Annotated in this window: 17 protein-coding genes and 1 pseudogene; 16 read left to right on the top strand and 2 right to left on the bottom strand. The window is 58.9% G+C overall.

Features of this window, described 5'->3' with window-relative positions; genetic code table 11:
* Window positions 1-238: 238 nt before the first annotated feature.
* The 5 genes and pseudogenes from GH722_05975 (at window position 239) to GH722_05955 (ending at window position 8,187) form a co-directional block, all read left to right on the top strand.
* Complete coding sequence (locus tag GH722_05975) at window positions 239-1,243, top strand: metalloregulator ArsR/SmtB family transcription factor (GenBank protein ID MRG71305.1); 1,005 nt, start codon at window positions 239-241, stop codon at window positions 1,241-1,243.
* Window positions 1,240-2,193 carry a methylenetetrahydrofolate reductase gene (metF, locus tag GH722_05970; protein MRG71304.1) on the top strand — a complete coding sequence of 318 codons (954 nt, stop codon included), beginning with the start codon at window positions 1,240-1,242 and terminating at the stop codon, window positions 2,191-2,193. Before GH722_05975 ends, metF begins: the two co-directional genes overlap by 4 nt.
* Window positions 2,190-5,899, top strand: a pseudogene (metH, locus tag GH722_05965) (methionine synthase). Before metF ends, metH begins: the two are co-directional and overlap by 4 nt.
* A 97-nt stretch (window positions 5,900-5,996) precedes the next feature.
* Window positions 5,997-6,965 carry a response regulator gene (locus tag GH722_05960; GenBank protein ID MRG71303.1) on the top strand — a complete coding sequence of 323 codons (969 nt, stop codon included), beginning with the start codon at window positions 5,997-5,999 and terminating at the stop codon, window positions 6,963-6,965.
* A gap of 58 nt (window positions 6,966-7,023) precedes the next feature.
* The gene (locus tag GH722_05955; GenBank protein MRG71302.1) at window positions 7,024-8,187 is read left to right on the top strand and encodes a M24 family metallopeptidase; all 1,164 of its coding nucleotides are present in this window, start codon (window positions 7,024-7,026) and stop codon (window positions 8,185-8,187) included.
* On the opposite strand, the gene GH722_05950 is transcribed toward GH722_05955, so the two are convergent.
* Window positions 8,178-9,083, bottom strand: a complete 906-nt coding sequence (locus GH722_05950; GenBank protein MRG71301.1) for a hypothetical protein — start codon at window positions 9,081-9,083, stop codon at window positions 8,178-8,180. The two genes, GH722_05955 and GH722_05950, sit on opposite strands and share 10 nt — an antisense overlap.
* A gap of 94 nt (window positions 9,084-9,177) precedes the next feature.
* Between GH722_05950 and GH722_05945 the strand changes: the two genes are divergently transcribed.
* The 11 genes from GH722_05945 (at window position 9,178) to GH722_05895 (ending at window position 21,437) form a co-directional block, all read left to right on the top strand.
* Complete coding sequence (locus GH722_05945) at window positions 9,178-9,660, top strand: thioesterase-like protein (protein MRG71300.1); 483 nt, start codon at window positions 9,178-9,180, stop codon at window positions 9,658-9,660.
* Between the two features lie 112 nt (window positions 9,661-9,772).
* Entirely contained in the window at window positions 9,773-10,834 is a 1,062-nt protein-coding gene (locus GH722_05940; GenBank protein ID MRG71299.1) for a diguanylate cyclase, read from the top strand.
* A 139-nt stretch (window positions 10,835-10,973) separates the two neighbouring features.
* Entirely contained in the window at window positions 10,974-12,677 is a 1,704-nt protein-coding gene (locus GH722_05935; protein ID MRG71298.1) for a CBS domain-containing protein, read from the top strand.
* Window positions 12,631-14,106 (top strand): DUF1800 family protein, encoded by a 1,476-nt coding sequence (locus GH722_05930; protein MRG71297.1) that lies wholly within the window; start codon window positions 12,631-12,633, stop codon window positions 14,104-14,106. The genes GH722_05935 and GH722_05930 overlap by 47 nt, the downstream gene beginning before the upstream one ends.
* Window positions 14,107-14,110: 4 nt before the next feature.
* Window positions 14,111-15,268, top strand: a complete 1,158-nt coding sequence (locus tag GH722_05925; protein ID MRG71296.1) for a DUF1501 domain-containing protein — start codon at window positions 14,111-14,113, stop codon at window positions 15,266-15,268.
* Window positions 15,269-15,351: 83 nt separating this feature from the next.
* A complete protein-coding gene (locus tag GH722_05920) occupies window positions 15,352-17,604 on the top strand; it encodes an AAA family ATPase (GenBank protein MRG71295.1) in 2,253 nt (750 codons plus the stop codon).
* On the top strand, window positions 17,601-18,494 hold the full coding sequence (locus GH722_05915) for a 50S ribosomal protein L11 methyltransferase (protein ID MRG71294.1): 894 nt from the start codon (window positions 17,601-17,603) through the stop codon (window positions 18,492-18,494). Before GH722_05920 ends, GH722_05915 begins: the two co-directional genes overlap by 4 nt.
* 6 nt (window positions 18,495-18,500) lie before the next feature.
* Complete coding sequence (locus tag GH722_05910) at window positions 18,501-19,067, top strand: sigma-70 family RNA polymerase sigma factor (protein ID MRG71293.1); 567 nt, start codon at window positions 18,501-18,503, stop codon at window positions 19,065-19,067.
* Window positions 19,052-19,786, top strand: coding sequence for a hypothetical protein (locus tag GH722_05905; protein ID MRG71292.1), 735 nt, complete (start codon window positions 19,052-19,054; stop codon window positions 19,784-19,786). The genes GH722_05910 and GH722_05905 overlap by 16 nt, the downstream gene beginning before the upstream one ends.
* 187 nt (window positions 19,787-19,973) lie before the next feature.
* Window positions 19,974-20,390 carry a hypothetical protein gene (locus GH722_05900; GenBank protein MRG71291.1) on the top strand — a complete coding sequence of 139 codons (417 nt, stop codon included), beginning with the start codon at window positions 19,974-19,976 and terminating at the stop codon, window positions 20,388-20,390.
* Window positions 20,391-20,567: 177 nt separating this feature from the next.
* Window positions 20,568-21,437, top strand: a complete 870-nt coding sequence (locus GH722_05895) for a helix-turn-helix domain-containing protein (protein MRG71290.1) — start codon at window positions 20,568-20,570, stop codon at window positions 21,435-21,437.
* 7 nt (window positions 21,438-21,444) lie between these two features.
* Here GH722_05895 and GH722_05890 read toward each other — a convergent pair whose 3' ends face one another.
* Window positions 21,445-22,269: an extracellular solute-binding protein gene (locus GH722_05890; GenBank protein ID MRG71289.1), complete on the bottom strand. Its 825-nt coding sequence runs from the start codon at window positions 22,267-22,269 to the stop codon at window positions 21,445-21,447.
* Between the last annotated feature and the right edge of the window lie 19 nt (window positions 22,270-22,288).

Genomic DNA, 22,288 nt, shown 5'->3' with positions numbered 1-22,288 from the left:
AAACCAACCCTGATTACGCCAGCAGGAAAAGACAACAGACGTAAAGCTGACGCCTATTTCCGCAGACATAGTAGGGGATAGGTATCACAGAGGCCTTAATCTCGCCAACACCTAAAATGTCATCAGGCGATGCTCTGCTGCATCACTGTTGCAGATTTGTCGCGCGGCAGATTCTCAAATCATCTTGTCCATCATATAAAGATATGTTTATATCGGCATAGAATTATTGGAGCATGCGATGCTAAACCAGCTTCTTGCCGCCTTGCGGGCCTCGGCAGAGCCCAGCCGACTTCGTCTGCTGGCTCTTTGTGCCGATTCTGAACTGGCTGTCAGCGATCTGGTCCGGATTGTCGGACAGAGCCAGCCACGGGTTTCCCGGCATCTGAAAGTGCTCTGTGACGCCGGGCTCCTGGAACGTCATCGTGAAGGCAGCTGGGCCTATTACCGGCTGGCACAGCATCCCCGCAGCGGCGGTCTGGGGCCGGGTGCGCTGGCGGGTGCGCTGATTGGCCTGCTGCCGGAAGATGACCCGGTTATCCGTCGTGACCGGGAGCGACTCGAGGCTGTAAAGACTGAACGTTCGGCGCTGGCTGACGAGTATTTCCGCCAGAATGCAAAGCAGTGGGACATGATCCGGTCGCTGCATGTTGGCGACCTGCGGGTGGAAGAAGCCATTGCCGACCTGTTGCCGTCGGATGGGGTAGAAGATTTTCTGGATATCGGTACCGGTACCGGACGGATGATTGCCCTTTTCGGAGAGCGCAGCAGCCGGGCCGTCGGTGTTGATACCTCCCGAGACATGCTGACTGTCGCCCGCTCCAATCTGGAAAACACGCCGCTCAGCAACTGGTCGCTCCGGCAGGGCGACATGTATGAGTTGCCGATGGCCGATGCGACCTTCAGCGTCGCCGTGATCCATCAGGTGCTGCATTATGCCGAACATCCGGATGTGGCAATTGCCGAGGCGGCACGGGTTCTGCGACCGGGTGGTCAGCTGATTGTTGTCGATTTCGCACCGCACGAACTCGAAGACCTTCGGGATACCCATTATCACCGCAGGCTTGGTTTCTCGGATGATGTCATTGAAGGCTGGTTCCGCCAGGCCGGTCTTGTGCCGCACCGGACCGTGCATCTGCCTGGTGAGCCGCTGACTGTCGGCCTCTGGTCAGCAACCCGGGCCGGGGACGACCGGAATTCCGAAGATATTCCTGAACATGAAAACGTTACAAAGTTACACCGATGAATGCATCGACACCTGATCGCGATCTGAAGAATCCTGTCACCTGGCCATTCGAGCTTTCCTTTCAGGGAACACCCGAGCCGCCAACGGTTTCTTTCGAGTTCTTCCCCCCGAAAACCGATGCGCTGGAAGCGTCCCTGTTGACGGCGGCACGTCGTCTCGAATCGCTGGGGCCGGAATTTGTTTCGGTTACCTATGGTGCCGGGGGCTCAACCCGGGACCGGACGCACAGTATCGTCCGCCGTCTGGTTGATGAAACCTCCCTGAAACCGGCAGCACATCTGACCTGTGTTGCGGCGACCCGTGAAGAAGTCGACGCGGTTGCCCGGGATTACTGGGATGCCGGTGTGCGCCATATCGTGGCCTTGCGTGGCGACGCGCCGACCATCGGCAAGGCATATGAGCCACATCCCGGCGGCTATCCTTTTGCGGTGGATCTGGTGTCGGGTCTGAAACGCGTTGCCGACTTTGACATCACGGTTGCGGCTTATCCGGAAGTTCATCCGGAAGCCCGTGACGCGGATTCCGATCTCGACAATCTGAAGCGCAAAATTGATGCCGGTGCCAGCCGGGCGATCACCCAGTTCTTCTTCGACCCGGAAGTGTTTCTGCGGTTTCGCGACCGGGCCGCGGCGGCAGGGATCACCATTCCGATTACACCGGGCATCCTGCCGGTCACCAATTTCGGGCGGCTGAAAAGCTTTGCCGGAGCCTGTGGCACGGCGATCCCCGACTGGGTACATGACCTGTTCGAGGGGATTGATGATGACCCGGAAACCTGTCGCCTGGTTGCGGCCTCGCTGGCGGCGCAGACCTGTCAGCTGCTGATGGCGAACGGGGTTTTTGAATTTCATTTCTACACATTGAACCGGGCCGAATTGTCCTACGCCATCTGCCATATGCTGGGTGTGCGGCCAAAGACCCGGTCTGACTCCGGAGGGCAGGCAGCATGACGAACGAAACAGATATCCAGTCACGGCTGGATGAGGCGGCCCGTTCCGGCATTCTGGTGCTGGATGGCGCGATGGGAACGATGATTCAGGGCCTCCGGCTGTCAGAAGCCGATTTCCGGGGGACGCGTTTCGCCGATCACCCGAGCGATCTGAGAGGCAATAACGATCTGCTGAACCTTACACAGCCCGATGCCATTGAAGGCATTCACCGGGCCTATTTTGACGCCGGTTCGGATATCGTCGAGACAAACACCTTCAATGCGAACAGGTTGTCGCAGGCGGATTACGGCCTGCAGGACGCCGCTTATGAGATCAATGTCGAGGGCGCGAGGATTGCCCGCAAGGCCGCAGCAGCGGCAGAGGCGGCAGATGGCCGGCCGCGATTTGTCGCCGGTGCCATGGGGCCGACCAACCGCACGGCCTCGGTCTCGCCGAAGGTTGAGGATCCGGGGTTCCGCAATACCTCCTTCGACGAACTGGTCGGCGTCTATAGTGAGGCCGCGAATGGCCTTATTGATGGTGGCTCGGACATTCTGATGGTTGAGACAATTTTTGATACCCTGAATGCGAAGGCTGCCCTGTTCGCTATCGAGGAAGTTTATGAAAGCCGGGGCGCTCGCCTTCCGGTCATCATTTCGGTAACGGTGACAGACATGTCCGGGCGGAATCTGTCCGGGCAGACGGTTGGCGCGTTCTGGAATTCCGTCCGTCATACCCGCCCCTTTGCGGTGGGGCTGAACTGCGCCTTTGGTGCGGCTGACCTGCGGGCGCATGTGGCTGACCTGTCGCGTGTCGCCGATACCCGGGTCAGTGCCTACCCGAATGCGGGCCTGCCCAACGAACTGGGTGAATATGACGAGCGGCCGGAAACGACGGCAGAGCATCTCGGGGAATGGGCGAAGTCGGGGCTGGTGAATATCGTCGGCGGCTGCTGTGGCACGACGCCGGACCATATCCGCTGCATTGCAGAGGCGGTTCGTCCTTTTGCGCCGCGGGCGATCCCTGAAGTGCCACCCCGTCTGCGTCTTTCAGGACTGGAAGCCTTTGAGGTGGTGTCATGATCGGTAACTTTATCAATGTCGGTGAGCGCACGAACGTCACCGGTTCGGCCAGATTCCGGAAGCTGATCCTGAACGGTGATTATGAAGCCGCGGTCGAAGTCGCCCGCCAGCAGGTTGAAAACGGTGCCCAGATCATCGACGTCAATATGGATGACGGGATGCTGGATTCGCAGGGCGCAATGGTTCGCTTTCTGAACCTGATCGCTTCCGAGCCGGATATCAGCCGGGTGCCGGTGATGGTCGATTCCTCGAAATGGCCAATTATCGAGGCCGGTCTGAAATGCCTGCAGGGCAAGGGTGTCGTCAATTCGATCAGCATGAAGGAAGGCGAAGCCGCATTCATTGAGCAGGCCAGACTGGTACGCCGTTACGGGGCTGCTGTTGTTGTCATGGCATTCGATGAAGAAGGTCAGGCCGATACGGTCGACCGCAAGGTCGATATCTGTACCCGGGCCTATGATATTCTGGTCAATCAGGTCGGCTTTCCGCCGGAAGACATTATCTTCGACCCGAACATCTTCGCCATCGCGACCGGCATTGATGAGCATAATGATTATGCCAACGCCTTTATCACGGCGACCCGCAAGATTCGCGAAACGCTGCCGGGCGTGCATGTTTCCGGCGGCCTGTCGAACGTCTCTTTCTCGTTCCGGGGAAATGATGCGGTCCGCGAGGCGATGCATTCTGTGTTTCTGTATCACGCCATTCCGGCGGGTATGGATATGGGTATCGTCAATGCCGGACAGCTGGCCGTCTATGAAGATATCCCGCTTGATCTGCGCGAAGCCGTTGAAGATGTCGTCCTGAACCGGCGTGACGACGCAACCGAGCGGCTGGTCGATCTGGCAGAAACCTATCGCGGGGCGGGCAAGAAGACGGAAGTTGACCTGCGCTGGCGTGAAGCGCCGGTGACGGAGCGGCTGACCTATGCGCTGGTTCACGGTATCGGGCAGTTCATCGTCGAGGATGTTGAGGAAGCCCGTCTGGCATCGACCCGCACGCTGGATGTCATCGAAGGCCCGCTGATGGATGGCATGAATGTGGTCGGCGACCTGTTCGGGTCCGGCAAGATGTTCCTGCCCCAGGTGGTTAAAAGCGCCCGCGTCATGAAACAGGGTGTCGGCTATCTGCTGCCCTTCATCGAGAAGGAAAGCGAAGGCGAGGAACGTCAGGCCAAGGGCAAGATCCTGATGGCGACGGTCAAGGGCGACGTGCATGACATCGGCAAGAACATCGTCGGTGTTGTGCTGCAATGTAACAATTATGATGTGGTTGATCTGGGCGTCATGGTACCGGCCCAGAAAATTCTTGATGAGGCCCGCAAGGAAAAGGCCGACATCATCGGATTGTCCGGACTGATCACGCCCAGTCTTGACGAGATGTGCTATGTGGCGTCGGAAATGCAGCGGGCAGGCATGAACCTGCCGCTGATGATTGGTGGCGCGACAACCTCGAAGGTGCATACGGCCGTCAAGATCGACCAGAATTACGATCATCCGGTGATCTATGTGCCCGATGCCTCCCGCGCTGTCGGTGTTGCCAGCCGTTTGCTCGGCTCCCGCGAGGAGATCGCCGGCGAGGTTTCAGCAGAATACAGCAAGGTCCGCGAAGCCTATGCCTCGCAGGGGGAACGAAAAGAACGGGTCGCAATCGAAGCCGCCCGGGCCAATGCCTTTGCACCGGACTGGAAGTCCTATACTCCGCCGCGCCCGGTATTTACCGGCACGCGGGTATTTGCGAATTACGACAAGTCCCGTCTGGTTGATGTCATGGACTGGCGGCCGTTCTTCTCTGCCTGGGACATGAAGGGTCGTTATCCGGAAATTCTCGAAGACTCGGTCAAGGGTCCGGCAGCGCGGGAACTGTTCAGTGATGCGCAGGAGATGCTGAAAAAACTGGTCGCTGATGACCGTGTGGCACCGGCTGCGGTGGTCGGATTCTGGCCGGCCGCTTCCTGTGACGAAGATATCGTGATCTACAGCGACGACAGCCGTCAGTCAGAACAGCGCCGGTTTCATATGCTGCGTCAGCAGATGGCGCGCCGGGAAGGTGGCCGGGCAAATTTCTGTCTGGCTGATTTCATCGCACCGGCTGATGCCGGTCAGCCGGACTGGCTGGGCGGCTTCACGGTGACAGCAGGGCCGGGCATTGACGAGATCGCCAGCGAATATGAGGCGGCAGGCGATGATTACAGTTCGATCATGGTCAAGGCGCTGGGCGACCGGTTTGCCGAAGCGCTGGCAGAAGACATGCACCGCCGGGTCCGGACAGAATTCTGGGGCTATGCTGCTGATGAACAGCTGAGCAACGACGAGCTGATCGAAGAAGGCTATCGCGGCATCCGTCCGGCACCGGGTTATCCGGCCTGCCCGGACCATACGGAAAAACGAACCCTGTTCGAGTTACTGGATACGGAAACCGCCATTGGCGCAGCGCTGACGGAGAGTTTTGCCATGACCCCGGCGGCCAGTGTTTCGGGGCTCTATTTCAGCCATCCGGACAGCCGCTACTTCGGCGTCGGGGGGATCGAGCGGGATCAGGTTGAGGATTATGCCCGTCGCAAGGGGATGGATGTCAGCGAAGTCGAACGGTGGCTGGCACCGTCTCTCAACTATGATCCGCTGAAAGTCCGGGCGGCTGCCTGACATATCCGTGGCGAGGCTGCGGGGAGGTTTGCCAGACTGCAGGGCCACGCCTATGGTACTTCTCATGGGGTGAATGACTGTGGGTTGACCGGGCGTTATGGTGCTGGAAACTAATGATCTTTCCAAAATGGGCTTCGGCGAGGTCAGCGTGCTGCTGGCAGAACCGTCGGACCCCGTAAGATCGATGGTTCGCTCTGCGCTGCAGGATATCGGTATCCGCGATATTCGCTCACCGAAGACCGCAGAGGAATTTCGCGAGGACTGGACGAAATCGATCCCGGATCTGGCGATTGTTGATGTCGATTTGCCGCCAGGTGAAATCTGCCAGTTGATCAATCAGATTCGTCATAACTGGGTCGGGTCGAACCCGTTTGTGCCGATCATCTGCACCACCTGGGAAGCCAGCAAGGATATCGTGCGGGCGGTGGTGGAATCAGGCGCTGACGAGCTGCTGGCCAAGCCGATTTCTGTCCAGCAGCTGAAAGACCGGATTCGTGTCCTGATCCGCGCCCGCAAACCGTTTGTCGTTACCTCTGATTATATCGGCCCGGACCGGCGCAAGCAGGAAGACCGGGATTCAAATGTGCCGCTGACGGTGGTGCCGAATGTTCTCGCTGCCAAGGCGACGGGTGAAGAGAGCCTCGAAGAGGTGCAGGAAAAAATTGATGCCACGGTTCGGGTCATCAATGAACAGAAGATGGAACGGTTATCGTTTCAGGGGGCGATGCAGGTCCGTCTTGTCATGGACGCCTATCAGAAAGGCAATATTGATGAGGAGATCGAAGAGCATCTGACCAGCATGCTGGATGCGGCGCGTGATCTCAGCCGCCGGATGGAAGGCACCGAATTCGAGCATATCTCGGAACTGGCCCTGACCCTGATCCGGGTTGCGACGGCGGTCCGGAACGACTGGCGCAATCCGCCCCCGAAAGACCTGAAGCTGCTGTTGCCGGTATCACAGGCAATTCAGGCAGCCTTTCACCCGGACCGGGAAAAAGCTGCCTTTGCGACGGATATTTCCGCCGCGATTGATGTCTACAAGTCCAAGAGGTCCCGCGTATCCTGAAGTCCCGCCTGTTTTTTGAAGTCAAATCTAGTCCAGTCAGTAAGTTAAAGGAGCCATCATGACGACCATGGAAGATCTGTATCCACTGCCCTTCTCTGTTGAGGAATTCAGGGCGCGCAATGATGCCGTTCGCCGACGGATGCAGGAAGCAGGCGTTGACGTTCTGCTGCTGACCTCGCCGGAGAACATCTATTATCTCTCCGGGTATCATTCGCTCGGTTACTTCACCTTCCAGATGATGTTCCTGCCGGTTGATGGCGAGCCCTTCATCCTGACCCGCTATCTGAATACGGATACGGTCCGGATCATGGCCTGGTTCGACAATGTCGAAGGCTATCAGGATACGGAGAACGTTTTTGATGCCACCTGGCGCTGTCTGGAAAAATACGGTCTGCAGAATGCGCGTATCGCCAGCCAGGACGATGCCTGGTTCTTCTCGGTAAAACAGTACCGCGACCTGGTTGCCCGTCTGGGCCGTGAACCGGTTGACTGCTCCGGCATTGTCGAGCAGGTCCGGATGATCAAGTCGGACGCTGAAGTGGCCTATATCAGGCGGGCCGGTGAATGCTGTGCGGCCTCAATGACTGCGGCGATGGATGCGATCCGGCCGGGCGCGACCGATAATGATGTATCGGCAGCCGGTCATTACGGACTGCACAAGGCAGGCAGTGAATATCTCGGGCATTCTGCCCAGTTTGTGACCGGCATTGCTGCGGGCACGGCCTTTGAATGCGCCAAGCGCCGCCCGATCCGCGATAATGATGTCTTCTATATTGAGGCAGGCGGCACCTATGAGCGTTACAACGCGATGCTGTCGCGCACGGCAATTATCGGCAAACCGGATCAGCGCTGGGTGGATATGGCGCTGGCGTCGCGCGATTCACTGAATGCCGGTCTGGCGGCGATCAAGCCGGGTGCGACCTCCGGTGATGTCGACAAGGCCGCCCGCGATGTGATCGAGAAAGCCGGGTTTGCAGAGGGCTTCCGTCATCGTACCGGTTATGCCATCGGTATCGGTTTCCCGCCGGACTGGGGCGAAGGCCGCATTGCCTCGCTGCGTGAAGGTGATCCGTTGGTGCTGGAGCCGAACATGGTGTTTCACCTGATTCCGGATATCAAATATCCGGGCGAGGGCGGCGTCGTGTTCAGTGAATGTATCCGTGTGACCGAAACCGGATATGAGCTGCTGACGCCTTACAGTCAGGAGATCGTCTACCGCTGAGCGGCGCGGCGATAGATCGGGGCAAGGATGGCGGGCAGCATGTAAATCGGCAGCTGCCCGATAGCGAAGTACAGGGCTGACTCCGGGGCTGCGGTGCTGCCGAGCACGGACAGCAGCAGCCCCATGTTGCGATTGCCGGACGGCAGCGCCATGGAAATTGCACCCCGCCATCCAAGCCAGAAGAAGCTGGCGGCACCGATGAGTTGCAGACCGATATTGGCAATGAAGGAGATCGCCACACAGTAAATGACGAAAAGCGGGTCAGCGAAGGCAGCGTTGGTGACTCCGTCCATGATGGCAATTCCGAATGTCAGCATCAGCACCACCGTCACCCCGTCCAGTGCCTCGGCATGGCGTGCCAGACCTTCTTTGCCGAGCAGGCGTCTGATGATGAGGGAGCCGGCCAGCGCGCTGCCGACCATCAGTGCGAGGCGTCCGGACAGTTCTAGAACGGACAGTTCAATCGGCAGGCCCAGCAGTTCCAGCGATAAGGGTGGCAGGGTCAGCGGGACAATCAGGGTGGCGGACAGGGTGCCCAGCAGAACCAGTGCTGCATCCAGCCGGGAGATCAGGGCAATCGCAATTGATGATGTAACCGGCGGCGCGGCGGCCATCAGAACCAGCGCGGTGGTGAAGGCGGGTGGCAGATCAATCGCCCGGCAGATAACCCAGGTGACCACCGGGGAAATGACGGTCAGCCAGAGCAGGACTGAAAGGCTGAGCCGCAGCCGCCGCCCGTGGATCAGCACCTGACTCCAGTCAATCCGGACCATGGCAACAGACAGCAGCAACGCCACGGCAGGTGCCAGCAAGGGTTTCAGAAGCGCGGCAACGGGCGGAAACAGCAGTCCGATGAAAACGCCGACGGCCAGAAACCGGGCGGCATGTACGCCCATGAAGCCCAGAATTCGCAGAATGGTCCCGTCCTCCTGTCATCAGGCCGGTGGATTTGGCCTGTGCCTGAACAGACTGAATTGATACTCTGCCGACATGACAGATAACCAGCTTTTCAATCTGCACCGCGCGAAGGTGCAACCCGAATGGATCGATTACAATGGCCACATGAATGTGGCGTATTACGTTCTCGCCTTTGATCACGCGACAGATACGTTTCTTGATCATGTCGGAATTGATGAAAGCTACCGGCTGGCGACGAACTGTTCGGTCTTTGTTTCGGAGACGCATGTCAACTATCTGCGCGAATTGCGGGAGGGCGCGTCGCTGTCGGTGACAACCCAGATTCTCGGCCTGAACGAGAAACGGGTTCACCTGTTTCATCAGATGTATCATGCAGGGGACGGCTATCTCGCGGCATCGACGGACATCATCGTCGTACATGTTGATCTTGAACGCCGCCGCAGTGTCGACTGGTCAGGAAAGCCGGCTGAAAAACTGCAACAACTTCATGTGACACACAGGGAAATCCCCTGGCCGGGAAAGGCCGGGCGACATATTGGTCTTAAGCCGGGCTGACGCTGCCCGCGTCGATTGAAAAGAGGCTTGGCCTCACGGTTACATGGCGTAATCTAGGGGATGGGGAATCGTGGGGTTCTGGGAAATATATTAAGATGGGGGCCAGATAGAGGTGGAATTCTCCGATAGTCTTGAACAGGCGGAAGAATATTCCGGGCAGGCGCTTGCCCGGATGGAACAGCTTGGCGTGCCCAAAACCCCGTCGAATTTTATGGTGTGGTACTGTTATGTCTCGGAAAAGTTCCCCGACCTGAAACGCACCATTGATGTCCTGATCAGCAACGAGCGCGAATTCAATGCGCGGGTGAATGATGAACTGCATTCAAAATTCTTCAGCTTCCAGAAAGAATCCGACCGTCTGAATACGGCAGCGAAGAAGTTTGAAACCATGATGGCTCAGCTGGCGACCCAGATGGGGCAGAGCACCGAAGGGGCCGAGCGCTATGGCGAAGCGCTGGAGAATTTCTCCGGTGGGCTGGCCAAGGGATCAGACGGCGATGTCAAAAAGATGGTTTCCAACATTCTGAGCGAAACCCGCCAGATGAAGGAAGTGAATGATCAGCTTGAAACCGAGCTGAGTGCATCAAGTCAGGAAATCCGGCAGCTGAAGGCGGATCTGATCAATATGCGCAAGGAAGCGATGACCGATGCCCTGACCGGTATTGCCAACCGCAAGCTGTTTGATGCGACTATCCGGGATGAAGCCGGACAGGCAATGGAAGCGGGAACCGATCTTTGTCTGCTGATGTCGGATATCGACTTCTTCAAGAAATTCAATGATACCCACGGCCATCAGATGGGCGACCAGGTGCTGAAGCTGGTGGCCCGTACCATGACCGAATGCGTCAAGGGACAGGACACGGCGGCCCGGTATGGCGGGGAAGAGTTCGGTATCATCCTGCCGAAAACCAAGCTGGATGAGGCGATCAAGGTTGGTAATCAGCTTCGGGAACGTCTGGCCTCCAAGAAGATGGTGAACCGGAAGAACGGAACCGATCTCGGCACGATTACCCTGTCTCTCGGGGCGGCAAAGTACCGTTATGGTGAACCGTTATCGCAGTGGATCCAGCGTGCGGACGAGGCGCTGTATCTCGCCAAGCACAGCGGTCGCAATCAGGTCAAATCTGAAGTTGATCTGGACGAAGGTGCCCTTGATCTCAAGGACAGTGCCTGATCGTCGCTAAGGGTTTTTTCATCGCCTTACTGTTAACTGCTAAGAATTCATCACCGGCGCGGGAGCCGATATAGTGCGCTGGAAGCCTGGATATAGCCTGATTCTGTTGCGACGTTTCTTTCGAAACGATCAACTTGTCATGGCGGCGCTGGCGCTTCTTGTCGGCGGCGCGGCTGCTGCGGGGGCTGTTGCCCTGCGTGAAGCGATTGCTCTTGTCCAGTGGCTTTACATGGGGTTTTCGACAGAGCAGGTCGTCAGTTTTGCCCAGGATCTTCCCTGGTGGCGTATCCTGATCACCCCGATTCTGGGCGGGCTGACCATCGGTCTGTTCTTTAAGTATGTCATGCCGAAATCGGGTCCGCAGGCGGTGACGGATGTCGTGGAAGCCGCCGCCCTGAAAGACGGCCAGATGACCGGAAAAGCGGGCATTGCGGCATTTTTTGCCAGTGTTGTGTCGATTGGCTCGGGCGCTTCCGTAGGCCGGGAAGGTCCGGCAGTACATCTTGGTGCGGTTCTGGCCTCGGTTATTTCAAAGCGGTTGCGGCTGCGACGGACAAATATGCGCACCCTGCTGGGCTGCGGGGTGGCGTCCGCTGTTGCGGCCAGTTTCAACGCGCCGCTGGCGGGGGCCCTGTTCGCCCATGAAGTCGTCGTCGGACATTATGCCCTGCGCGCTTTCGCACCGGTGGTCATCGCCAGTGTTACCGGAACGCTGGTGACGCGTAGCTGGTTCGGCGATTTCCCGGCCTTTGTGCTGCCGATTTACGATATCCGGTCGTTCTGGGAATTTCCGGCCTTTGCCCTGCTGGGTATTTGCAGTGCGATATTGGCGATCAGTTTCATGAAATCGGTCACCATTGCAGAAGATGTGGTGAAGAAAACCTCGATCCCGGTCTGGCTGCGTCCGGCAGCCGGTGGGGCCGCGGTTGGCCTGATTGCCATCTGGTTTCCCCATGTGCTGGGTGTTGGCTACGAGACGACGGATCTGGCTCTGAATGACCGGCTTGGTCTGTGGCTTTTGATTGCGGTGCTGGTGGCAAAGACAGCAGCAACTGCGATCAGCCTGGGCTGCGGTTTCGGAGGTGGTGTGTTCTCCCCAGCGCTGGTGATGGGGGCGATGCTGGGCGGGGCCTTCGGTGTCATCGCGACCGACTTTTTTCCGCATCTGTCATCGGGGCATGGTGCCTATACGCTGGTTGGTATGGGGGCGACGGCAAGTGCCGTGCTGGGCGCGCCGATTTCCACCACCCTGATTATCTTCGAGATGACGGGGGATTACTCAATCACCATTGCCGTGCTGGTCGGCTCGGTGATTGCCTCGGTGGTGACTGATCAGTTCCATGGCCGCAGCTTCTTCGAAATGATGCTGGTGCGTAAAGGCATCAGTCTGGAAGGTGGCCGTGAACGGCGGATGGTCAAATCGACCCATGTCCGTGATATCATGAAGTCGGATTTTGTGACCGTCCATACCTCCGCCGATATCGAGCAGGTACGCGGTCTGCTTTGTGTTGCCCCGCATGGCGAGCTGTTTGTCATTGATGACAAGGACCGGCTGTTCGGTACGATCATGCTGTCTGATCTGCAGGAAGTGGCTTTCGATCATTCCATCGACGGGATCGTCAATGCAGGCGATGTGGCCCGGCAGCACCCCCCTGCACTTTGCGCCGATGAAGATATTGAGGCGGCCCTGAAGATTATGGAGGATACCGGGGAGGAGCATTTGCCGGTGATCGCTGATGAGGACTCTCAGGAAGTTGTCGGTTTTGTTCACGAACTGGATGTGCTGAACAGTTATAATGCGGCTCTCCGCCGGTTGCGTGCGGAAGACAAGGGCCGGGCCTGAGGACCAGTCAATCATGTTGAGCGGCGTTCGCGTTGCATGGGGATGGCCGGGGGTGCTGATCTGCTCCCTGATTTTGCTGTCCTGTGTCACACGGCCGCAGGCAGATTCATCTTCCCGGGCCATGGGCCTTTCCGAGGCCCGGCATCTGCTGTCCCGCACCGGCTTTGGTGTGGCAACAATTACCGATATCCGGGACTATGCGTCGCTCAGCCGGCAGGAAGCCGTTGACCGGTTGTTATCGTCAGTCCTTCGCCAGCCGGTCACGCCGCCGCCTGTCTGGGTTGATGACAGGCCGGTAACGGGTGCTGAACGCCGGGACATGACCGGGCAGGAACGGCAGTTGCTGCAGCAACAGCGCAAGCGCCGGGGCGAAATGCTGAAAGGCTGGTGGTATCAGGAGATGGTGGTCACACCCTCCCCCTTTACAGAACGGATGACGCTGTTCTGGCATAACCATTTCACTTCATCGCTGAAGAAAGTCAGGGAACCGGTTTTCCTCTATCGGCAAAACCTGCTGTTACGTGCCGGGGCGTTTGGCGATTTCCGGGAACTGGCCCGGATGATCGCCCGTGATCCGGCAATGCTGATCTATCTCGACGGCAACCGGAACAGTGCGGACGCTCCGAACGAGAATTTTGCCCGGGAACTGTTCGAGCTGTTTACCCTTGGTCCGGGCAATTATACGGAAAGGGATATCCGGGAGGCCGCCCGGGCGTTCTCCGGTGTCCGGTATAACCAGCAACAGGGTGTGGTCCGGCAGAGCCGCAAGCTGCATGATGACGGCATCAAAACCGTTTTCGGACAATCCGGCAGCTTCTCGGTTGATGAGGTCCTTGATATTGTCTTTCAGCAACCGGCAGCGGCCCGCTTCATCGCGGCGAAGCTCTGGCGCGAGTTTGTCTCAGCGGAGCCGGATTTGCAGGAGATCGAAGCGATTGCCGGAACCCTCCGCCGCTCCGGCTATTCCATCACGGCGGCGCTCCGCCATCTTCTGACGTCGGATGGTTTCTATGATCTCCGGCATCGCGGCATGCTGGTGAAATCGCCGGTGGAGATACTGGTCGGAACCATCCGCCTGTTCGGGCTGGTTCCGGAGAGTACGGAGCCACTGGTGCGGATGGGCCGGGAACTGGGGCAGGATATTTTCGACCCGCCGACGGTAAAAGGCTGGGATGGCGGGACTGACTGGATCAACAGCACGACCCTGCTGACACGACAGGACCTGATACGACGTTTCAGTATGGGGGCTGGCAGAAACAGGATGGCAGGGCGGCAGCGCCTGACGGAACTGGTGGAAAGTGATCTGTCAAAGGCCGAACTGGTCCGGCTGCTGCTGCCGGTGCCGCCACTGACGCCAGTTCCGGCAGACGCCTCCCGGGTGAAGCTGCTGACGATGACTTTGTCCGACCCGGTCTTTCAGCTGAAGTGAGGCAATGATGGATATCAGTCGTCGACATCTGCTGGCCGGTATGGGGGTGCTTCCCTTACTGGCGCTCAGTCCGCGGATGGCTCTGGCAGGGAACTGGTCGCGGATTCTGGTGCTGGTCGAACTGGCGGGCGGCAATGACGGGCTGAACATGATCGTTCCGCAGACTGACCCGCTTTATCGCCAGCTTCGCCCCGGTATTGCCCTGTCCGGCGACCGGCTGGCCCGGCTGGATGAACGGTTTGGCCTGAATACGGCGCTGGCATCACTGATGCCGGCCTGGCGGGACGGGGACCTGGCGGTGGTGCAGGGTGTCGGTTATCCCGATCCGGACCGCAGTCATTTCCGGTCCATCGATATCTGGGACACGGCATCTGATTCTGCCGAGGTGCTGACACAGGGCTGGCTGGCACAGCTGTTCAGCCGGGAAGCGCCGCCCGGCGATTTTACGACAGAAGGGCTGGTGCTGGGGCATGACGGAGCCGGACCGCTGGCCGGTGCGAAGCGGTTTGTTGAACTGCGCAACCCCGGTCGGTTTGTCAGGGATGCAAAACGCAGTCCGGCACTGTCGGCAGAAGCCGGATCAAACCCTGTCCTGCAGCATATTGTCCGGGTGCAGGCAGAGATCGACCGTGCGGCGGCAGGTTTGGCCGGTGACGGCATTGCTGCAACAGCCCCGGGCCTTGCCTTCCCGAAGACCGGGCTTGGTCAGCAGCTTGAACTGGCGGCGCGGGTCATTGCGGGACAGGCACAGGTTGCCGTCATCAAGGTGACGCTTGGCGGATTTGATACGCACATTAATCAGGTTTCAACGCAGCACAGGCTGCTGGAGGAGGTCGGCGCGGCGCTGGCCGCCTTCCGGGGGTCAATGCTGGCGGCGGGTCTGTGGGACCGGATACTGGTAATGACCTATTCGGAATTTGGTCGCCGCGCGGCCGAAAACGGTTCCGGTGGTACTGATCACGGGACAGCGGCCCCGCATTTCCTGCTGGGTGGCCGGGTCCGGGGCGGGTTTCATGGTCAGGCTCCGTCACTGGCATCGCTGGAGAATGGCGATCTGCGATATACGACGGATTTTCGTCAGCTCTACAGCACCATTCTTCAGTCATGGTGGGAGGTGCCGTCGCTCTGGCCTGACCAGCCGTCGCTTGGGCTGATAGCCTGACCTTCCACGTCTGCGCCGGGCTATGCGAAAATAAACTCCGTCACGGCATTAACCACGCCGGAATGCCATGCTATAGAGGCGATATGACCGATCCTTTTGCCCTCTCGGATTTCGATGATGCGCCGCCCGTCGGCAGTGTCGCTCCTCCTGTCGCTCCCGCCTATCTGGATGGTTTGAATCCGGAACAGCGGGAGGCTGTTGTGACCACGGAAGGCGGCGTGCTGGTGCTGGCAGGTGCGGGAACCGGCAAGACGCGGGTGCTGACCACCCGTTTTGTGCATTTGCTGACGACGCAGAAAGCCCGGTCCGGGGAAATTCTGGCGGTGACCTTTACCAACAAGGCCGCCCGCGAGATGAAGGACCGTATCGCCGGGATGCTGGGCCGCCCGATCGAGGGCCTCTGGCTTGGTACTTTTCACTCCCTGTCTGTCCGTATTCTGCGTCGCCATGCAGAACGGATCGGACTGAAATCCAACTTTACCATTCTGGATACGGACGATCAGCAGCGGTTGCTGAAACAGCTGATGGAAGCTGAAGGCGTCGATTCCAAGAAATGGCCGGCCCAGAGTCTGATGGGTGTGATACAGCGCTGGAAAGACCGTGGTCAGGGGCCGGACAAGGTCAGCGACTCGACAGATGGCGGTGAAGCGGCGGACGGACGGATCGCCAGACTCTACGCCCAGTATCAGGAGCGGCTGCGAACCCTGAATGCGGCAGATTTCGGCGACCTGCTGCTGCATTGCCTGACCCTGTTCACCGAACATACGGATGTGCTGGAAGAATATCGTCACCGCTTCCGCTATCTGCTGGTCGATGAATATCAGGATACCAACGTTGCTCAGTATCTGTGGCTTCGCCTGCTGGCCGGGAACAAGGGGAATATCTGCTGTGTCGGGGATGACGATCAGTCGATTTTCTCCTGGCGCGGCGCGGAAGTCGGTAACATCCTGCGGTTTGAGAAGGATTTCCCGAACCCGACCGTGGTGCGGCTGGAACGGAACTACCGGTCGACCCCGCATATTCTTGGTGCGGCTTCGGCGGTCATCGCCAACAACACCGACCGGCTTGGCAAGACACTCTGGACCGACATTGATGATGGCGAGAAGGTCGAGATTCACAGCGTCTGGGATGGCGAAGAGGAAGCCCGGACCGTCTGTGACGAGATCGAGAGCCTGCAACGCAAGAAAATCCCGCTGTCTGAAATGGCCGTGCTGGTGCGTGCAGGCTTCCAGACCCGTGAATTTGAAGAACGGCTGATAACGCTGGGTATTCCCTACCGGGTTATTGGCGGCCCAAGGTTCTATGAGCGGATGGAAGTCCGCGACGCCATTGCTTACCTCCGTCTTGTTGCCCAGCCAGATGATGACCTCGCCTATGAACGGATCATCAACAAGCCGAAGCGCGGGCTTGGTCCGGCAACGATGCGGGAAGTCCATATGCTGGCCCGCGCCAAAGGTGTACCGCTGTTTGAGGCCACAAGGCTGATTGTCGAGACCGAGGAACTGAAGCCGAAGGCCCGAAAGACGCTCTCAGATCTGGTTGAGAATTTCCTGCGCTGGCGCAGCCTGCTGAACGGTATGCCCTCCGGCGAGCTGGCGGCGACCGTGCTGGAAGAAAGCGGCTATACGGAGATGTGGCAGTTCGACAAGTCACCGGAAGCACCGGGACGGCTGGAGAACCTGAAAGAATTCGTTTCGGCGCTGGATGAGTTCGAGAGCATTGAAGGCTTTCTCGAACATATCTCGCTGGTGATGGAGAATGATGAATCCGGCGATATCGAAAAAGTCACGGTGATGACCCTGCATGCAGCCAAGGGTCTGGAATTTGATACGGTTTTCCTGGTCGGCTGGGAAGAAGGGCTGTTTCCGCATCAGCGTGCACTGGATGAAAGCGGTGTTGCCGGGCTGGAGGAAGAACGCCGTCTTGCCTATGTCGGCATTACCCGCGCCAAGCGCCTGTCGAAAATCTTCCATGCGGCCAACCGGCGGATTTACAACCAGTGGCAAAGCGCCCTGCCATCGCGCTTTATTGAGGAATTGCCGGAAGATCACGTTACCCGGATGTCCGGGATGGGATTCAAGGACCGGCAGACCAACAGCTGGGGCTGGAACCCGGCTGCCACACGCCGTCCCTTTGCCGGGAAAACCATTGAGGCTTCGGCATGGGAAGTGGCGGACCGGCCAAAACGCCAGGCCGCTTTTGATGTCGGCGAGCGTGTGTTTCATCAGAAATTCGGGTATGGCGCGGTGATCTCCGTTGAGGATAACCGGCTGGAGATCAGTTTTGAGAAAGCCGGCGTGAAAAAAGTCATCGATTCTTTTGTGGAAAAACCATGAGCCGAAAACCTGTCCATGCTGCCGTCTGGCGTATTGAATTTGATGTGCCGGAGGGTATGGAGGGCATGTTTGCCGAGTTTATATCGGATGCCTCTGACAGCATGGCGATGATGAAGGATGAAGTCGCCGGCCTCTGGCGCTTCACCAGCATTTTTCAGGACAGGCCGGATGTCCGCGCCTTTATCTCGGATCTTTCGGTGATTTCTGCGGCCTGCCGGATTACCCCGCCGCAGATCAGGACCGAAGAAATACCCGGCACCGACTGGGTCATGGAAAATCTGCAAAGCTTCCCGCCGATGCAGGCCGGCCGGTTTTTCGTTCACGGCTCACACTGGGCGGAACGCCCGCCGGTTGGCAGCATCGCCCTGAAGGTGGATGCGGGCGCGGCTTTCGGGTCGGGCGAACATGCAACGACGCGGGCCTGCCTGATGGCGATCGACCATCTGGCGCGCCATGAACGCCGTCCCGAATACACACTGGATCTGGGTTGCGGTACGGCGATTCTGGGCATGGCGGTGGCCAAGCGCCATCTTCGACCGGTGGTCGCTTCGGACATTGATCCGGTGGCGGTGGAGGTCGCACAGGAGAATGCCTGGCAGAACGGCGTCGGGCCGCTGCTGACCTGCCTGACAACGGACGGGCTGAAGCATCCGACAATCCGTGAGACGGCACCTTATGATCTGGTGGTCGCCAATATTCTGGCCCGCCCGCTGATCCGTCTTGCCGGGGATATCGTTACCAGTCTGGCACCCGGCGGTAATCTGGTGCTTTCCGGCCTGCTCAATCATCAGGAACAGCGGGTGCTTGCCGCTTACCGCCCCCGCGGGCTTCGCCTCGTCCGGCAGTTTCGGATTGACGGCTGGACTGCTCTTGTCCTGCATCGGGACTAGCGGAAGATGACAGACCTGCTGCCGAGGGGCCGGACCGTCAGCGATGTTGCTGATCTGCTGGCACAGGTGGCTGCGGGTGACCGGAATGCGTTTGCGGCGCTCTATGATGCCACATCCCTGAAACTATTCGGTATCCTGCTCCGTATCTTGCACCGACGGGACAGGGCGGAAGATCTGCTGCAGGAGGTCTATCTCAGAATCTGGGAGCGTGCGGGCAGCTTTGATCGCGAGCGTGCCTCCCCGATCACCTGGATGGCGACGATTGCCCGCAACCGGGCGATTGATGAGGTTCGGCGACACCAGCTGTCAATTGTAGGTGGCGATGACGACCTGCCGGAAATTCCCGATGAGACACCGGGGGCGCTGGACGCAATGGAACAAAGCGAGGATGCCCGACAGCTGGAAGCCTGTCTGGACGGTCTGGAAGCCGACCGTGCCGATATGGTCCGGCAGGCTTATCTGAACGGCATGTCGCGGCAGGAACTGGCCGACAGGTACGGGCAGCCCGTGAATACGATCAAGACCTGGCTCCGCCGGAGCCTGGTACAATTACGTGAATGCCTTGGGTCATGAGCGATATGGAACCGGAAACTCTCGACGAACTGGCAGGTGAATATGTGCTGGGGACACTCGACGCCCGTGAGCGGGCCGATGTCGAGCGCCTGCGCCTGACCAGTCCGGATCTGGATGCAGCGATCCGGGACTGGGAAAACCGGTTGTCGCCGTTGCTCGATCAGGTTGCGGATGCCGCACCCTCACCGGATCTGCTCGCCCGGATTCAGGCCCGTCTGCCATCAGCCCCGGCGACGGAAACGGGTGGCCATACCGTTGTACATCTGCATCGGCGGGTCGGGCGCTGGCGTCGCTCGGCTATTGCCGCCTGGGCCGTCGCCGCTGGTCTGGCCGCTTTTGTCATCTATGGTGAGGCGACCCGTATTCCGGTCGACCAGCAGTTCGTTGCAGTGTTTCAGGAAGGCGATCAGGCACCGTCGTTCCTGCTGTCAGTCAATCTGGAAACCCGGGAACTGACGATCCGCCCGGTTGCAGCCCGGCCCGCAGAGGACAAGGCGTTTCAACTCTGGATGATTGCTGACGGTCTGGGTGAGGGACCGCAATCTCTGGGCTTGCTGGCCGGTCCCGAAAACCCGACCCGCAAACGCCTGCCCGAACTGACACGAGAATCGATCATGTCGGCGACTTTCGGTATCAGTATCGAGCCGCCCGGCGGTTCTCCCACCGGCAAACCGACAGGCCCGGCCCTGCACGGACACCTGCTGCCAGCATCGAATTAAAGCCTGCCCCGGTCTGCCGGGAACGATCCGGAACAAAATTTTTCCGGGTTTCTGAAACTCCGTCAATACAGCCCCGTATCTTCATCAGGTTCGCAAAGCGGGCTGGCCTGCAACGGGGGAGATGGCACATCTGTGCCGTACCTCGTTCCACAGGGCTGAAACTGACATGTGAAAACGGAGTTTATCCATGCTGAACAAGAAATTCTTTATCACCATCGCGACCGCCACCTCCCTTATCGGTGCGGCGCATGCTGCTGATCACGCGCTTGCTGTCAAAGCCTCGGACCAGGATGTTTCCTCCGGGACAGTGACCGCTTCCGAAATCATGGCTGATGCGAATGGCTGGCTGGTTGTCCATCGCACCGACGCCTCGAAAAAACCGGGGCCGGTTGTTGGTCACGCCCCGCTCAAGATGGGCAAGAATACCGATATTGCGGCTATTCTGACCGAGCCGGTGAAAAAGGGCGAAATGCTGATGCTGATGCTGCATGGCGAAAATGGCGGCAGTAAAACCGGTATTTTCGAATACAGCCTTGGTGCCAAGGAAGACGGGCCGGTGAAGGTCGACGGCAAACTTGTGATGAGTGTTATCACAGCAAAATAACCGCGCCTGATCATGATCAGGGTCTATGACCCGCCGGACAGGCGGGCTGGTGAAAGCCCCGGACGTCACTTTGTCCGGGGCTTTCCTGTTTTGTGCCTCCGGTGACCGGGCGCCTTGCTGTCGGACAGTCTATTTGCCAGACTCGGGCACGCTCAACAGTCTGGTCCTGCCACGCCGATGTCTGATTATCTGACAACCAGTGAACTTGCCGAGTTGCTCCGCATCAAGGAGCGCAAGGTCTATGACCTCGCCGCATCGGGTACGGTGCCCTGCACCCGGGCGACCGGTAAGCTGCTGTTTCCGCGCGAGGCGATTTCTGCCTGGCTGGCAGAGCATCATTCCGGCCCGGAAACAGCCGGGGCTCTGCCAACGGTGATGCTGGGCAGTCATGACCCTCTGCTGGACTGGGCGATCCGGGAAAGCCGCTGCGGGCTGGCCGCGTTGTTTGATTCCAGTACGGATGGTCTGACGCGCTTTGCCGACCGGCAGGGTGTCGCCACCGGTCTGCATCTTCTGGACGCTGAAAGTGACAGCTGGAACCGGGTTGCAGCCGGGGCCTATTGCGCCGGAATGCAGGCGGTGCTGATTGGCTGGGCCAGCCGACAGCGCGGATTGATCCTGTCGGAATCCGCGGTTGGCAGGGTCACGGATATCAGGTCGCTGGCTGGCCGGAAGATTGCCGCTCGCCAGCCCGAAGCCGGTGCGCAGGGCCTGCTGTTGCATCTGCTGAAACAGGCGGGTTTGTCAGCGTCGGATGTGGAGATGAGCCGTCCGGTGCGCAGTGAACAGGATGCCGTCCTGATGGTGCGTGACGGCAAGGCAGATGCGGCGCTGGGGCTGGCCAGTCTGGCCCGTCAGCACCGGCTGAGCTTTATTCCGCTGGTTGAGGAACGGTTTGACCTGCTGGTTGACCGGCGGGCCTGGTTTGACCCGCCGATGCAGAGCCTGCTGGCATTTTGCCGTCAGCCGGACTTTGCCGCCCAGGCCCGCGATCTCGGTGGTTACGATCTCGCAGAACTGGGCGTGGTCCGTCTGAACGGTCTGTAGTCTGGTTTCAGGATGCCGGTTTGGCGTTCGGGAAGAACAGGTTCTTGCCGTCGATCTGATAGCTGCCAATGGTTTTCTGGCCGTCTTCTGACAACAGCCAGTCAATAAAGGCCTGACCCTCTGCCTGCTTCACTTCCGGGCATTTCTCCGGGTTCACCAGAATGACCCCGTACTGGTTGAACAGATTCCGGTCGCCTTCAACGATGATCTCAAAGTCAGCCTTGTTCTTGAAGCTGATCCAGGTCGCCCGGTCGGTCATCACATAGGCTCCCATGCCGACGCCGGCATTCAGGGTTGCCCCCATGCCGGAACCGGTTTCACGATACCATTTCCCGGATGCGGCTTTCGGGTCCAGCCCGGCCGCTTTCCAGAGCTGGAGTTCTTTCTTGTGTGTTCCGGAATCATCCCCGCGTGAGGCAAAGGGTGCCGCAGCTTCCGTGATTTTCTTGAGGGCGGCAGTGACGTCTTTCATGCCGTTGATGCCCGCCGGGTCCGCTTTCGGTCCGACAATGACAAAATCATTATACATCAGGTCGGTACGTTTCACGCCGTAGCCGTCTCTGACGAAGGCTTCCTCGGCCGGTTTCGCGTGTACCAGCAGCACGTCACCGTCACAATTTTGGGCATTCCTGATCGCTTGACCGGTTCCGACCGCGACTACATTAACGGTGATACCGCTCTTCTTCTTGAATGAGGGCAGCAGATAGTCATACAGCCCGGAATTGGCAGTCGACGTGGTGGACTGGACGATGATCGAGGGGTCGGCGGCATGTGCCACCCCGGAAATCAGGCCGATCATTCCGGCGATCATTGTGGTTCTGAGATTTACCATTTTGCTCTCCCTTTTCGAA

This window comes from Alphaproteobacteria bacterium HT1-32, assembly GCA_009649675.1.
GTDB lineage: Bacteria > Pseudomonadota > Alphaproteobacteria > Rhodospirillales > HT1-32 > HT1-32.
Note: the sequence above shows the minus strand (reverse complement) of the source record. Positions and strands in the feature narration are given on the sequence as shown.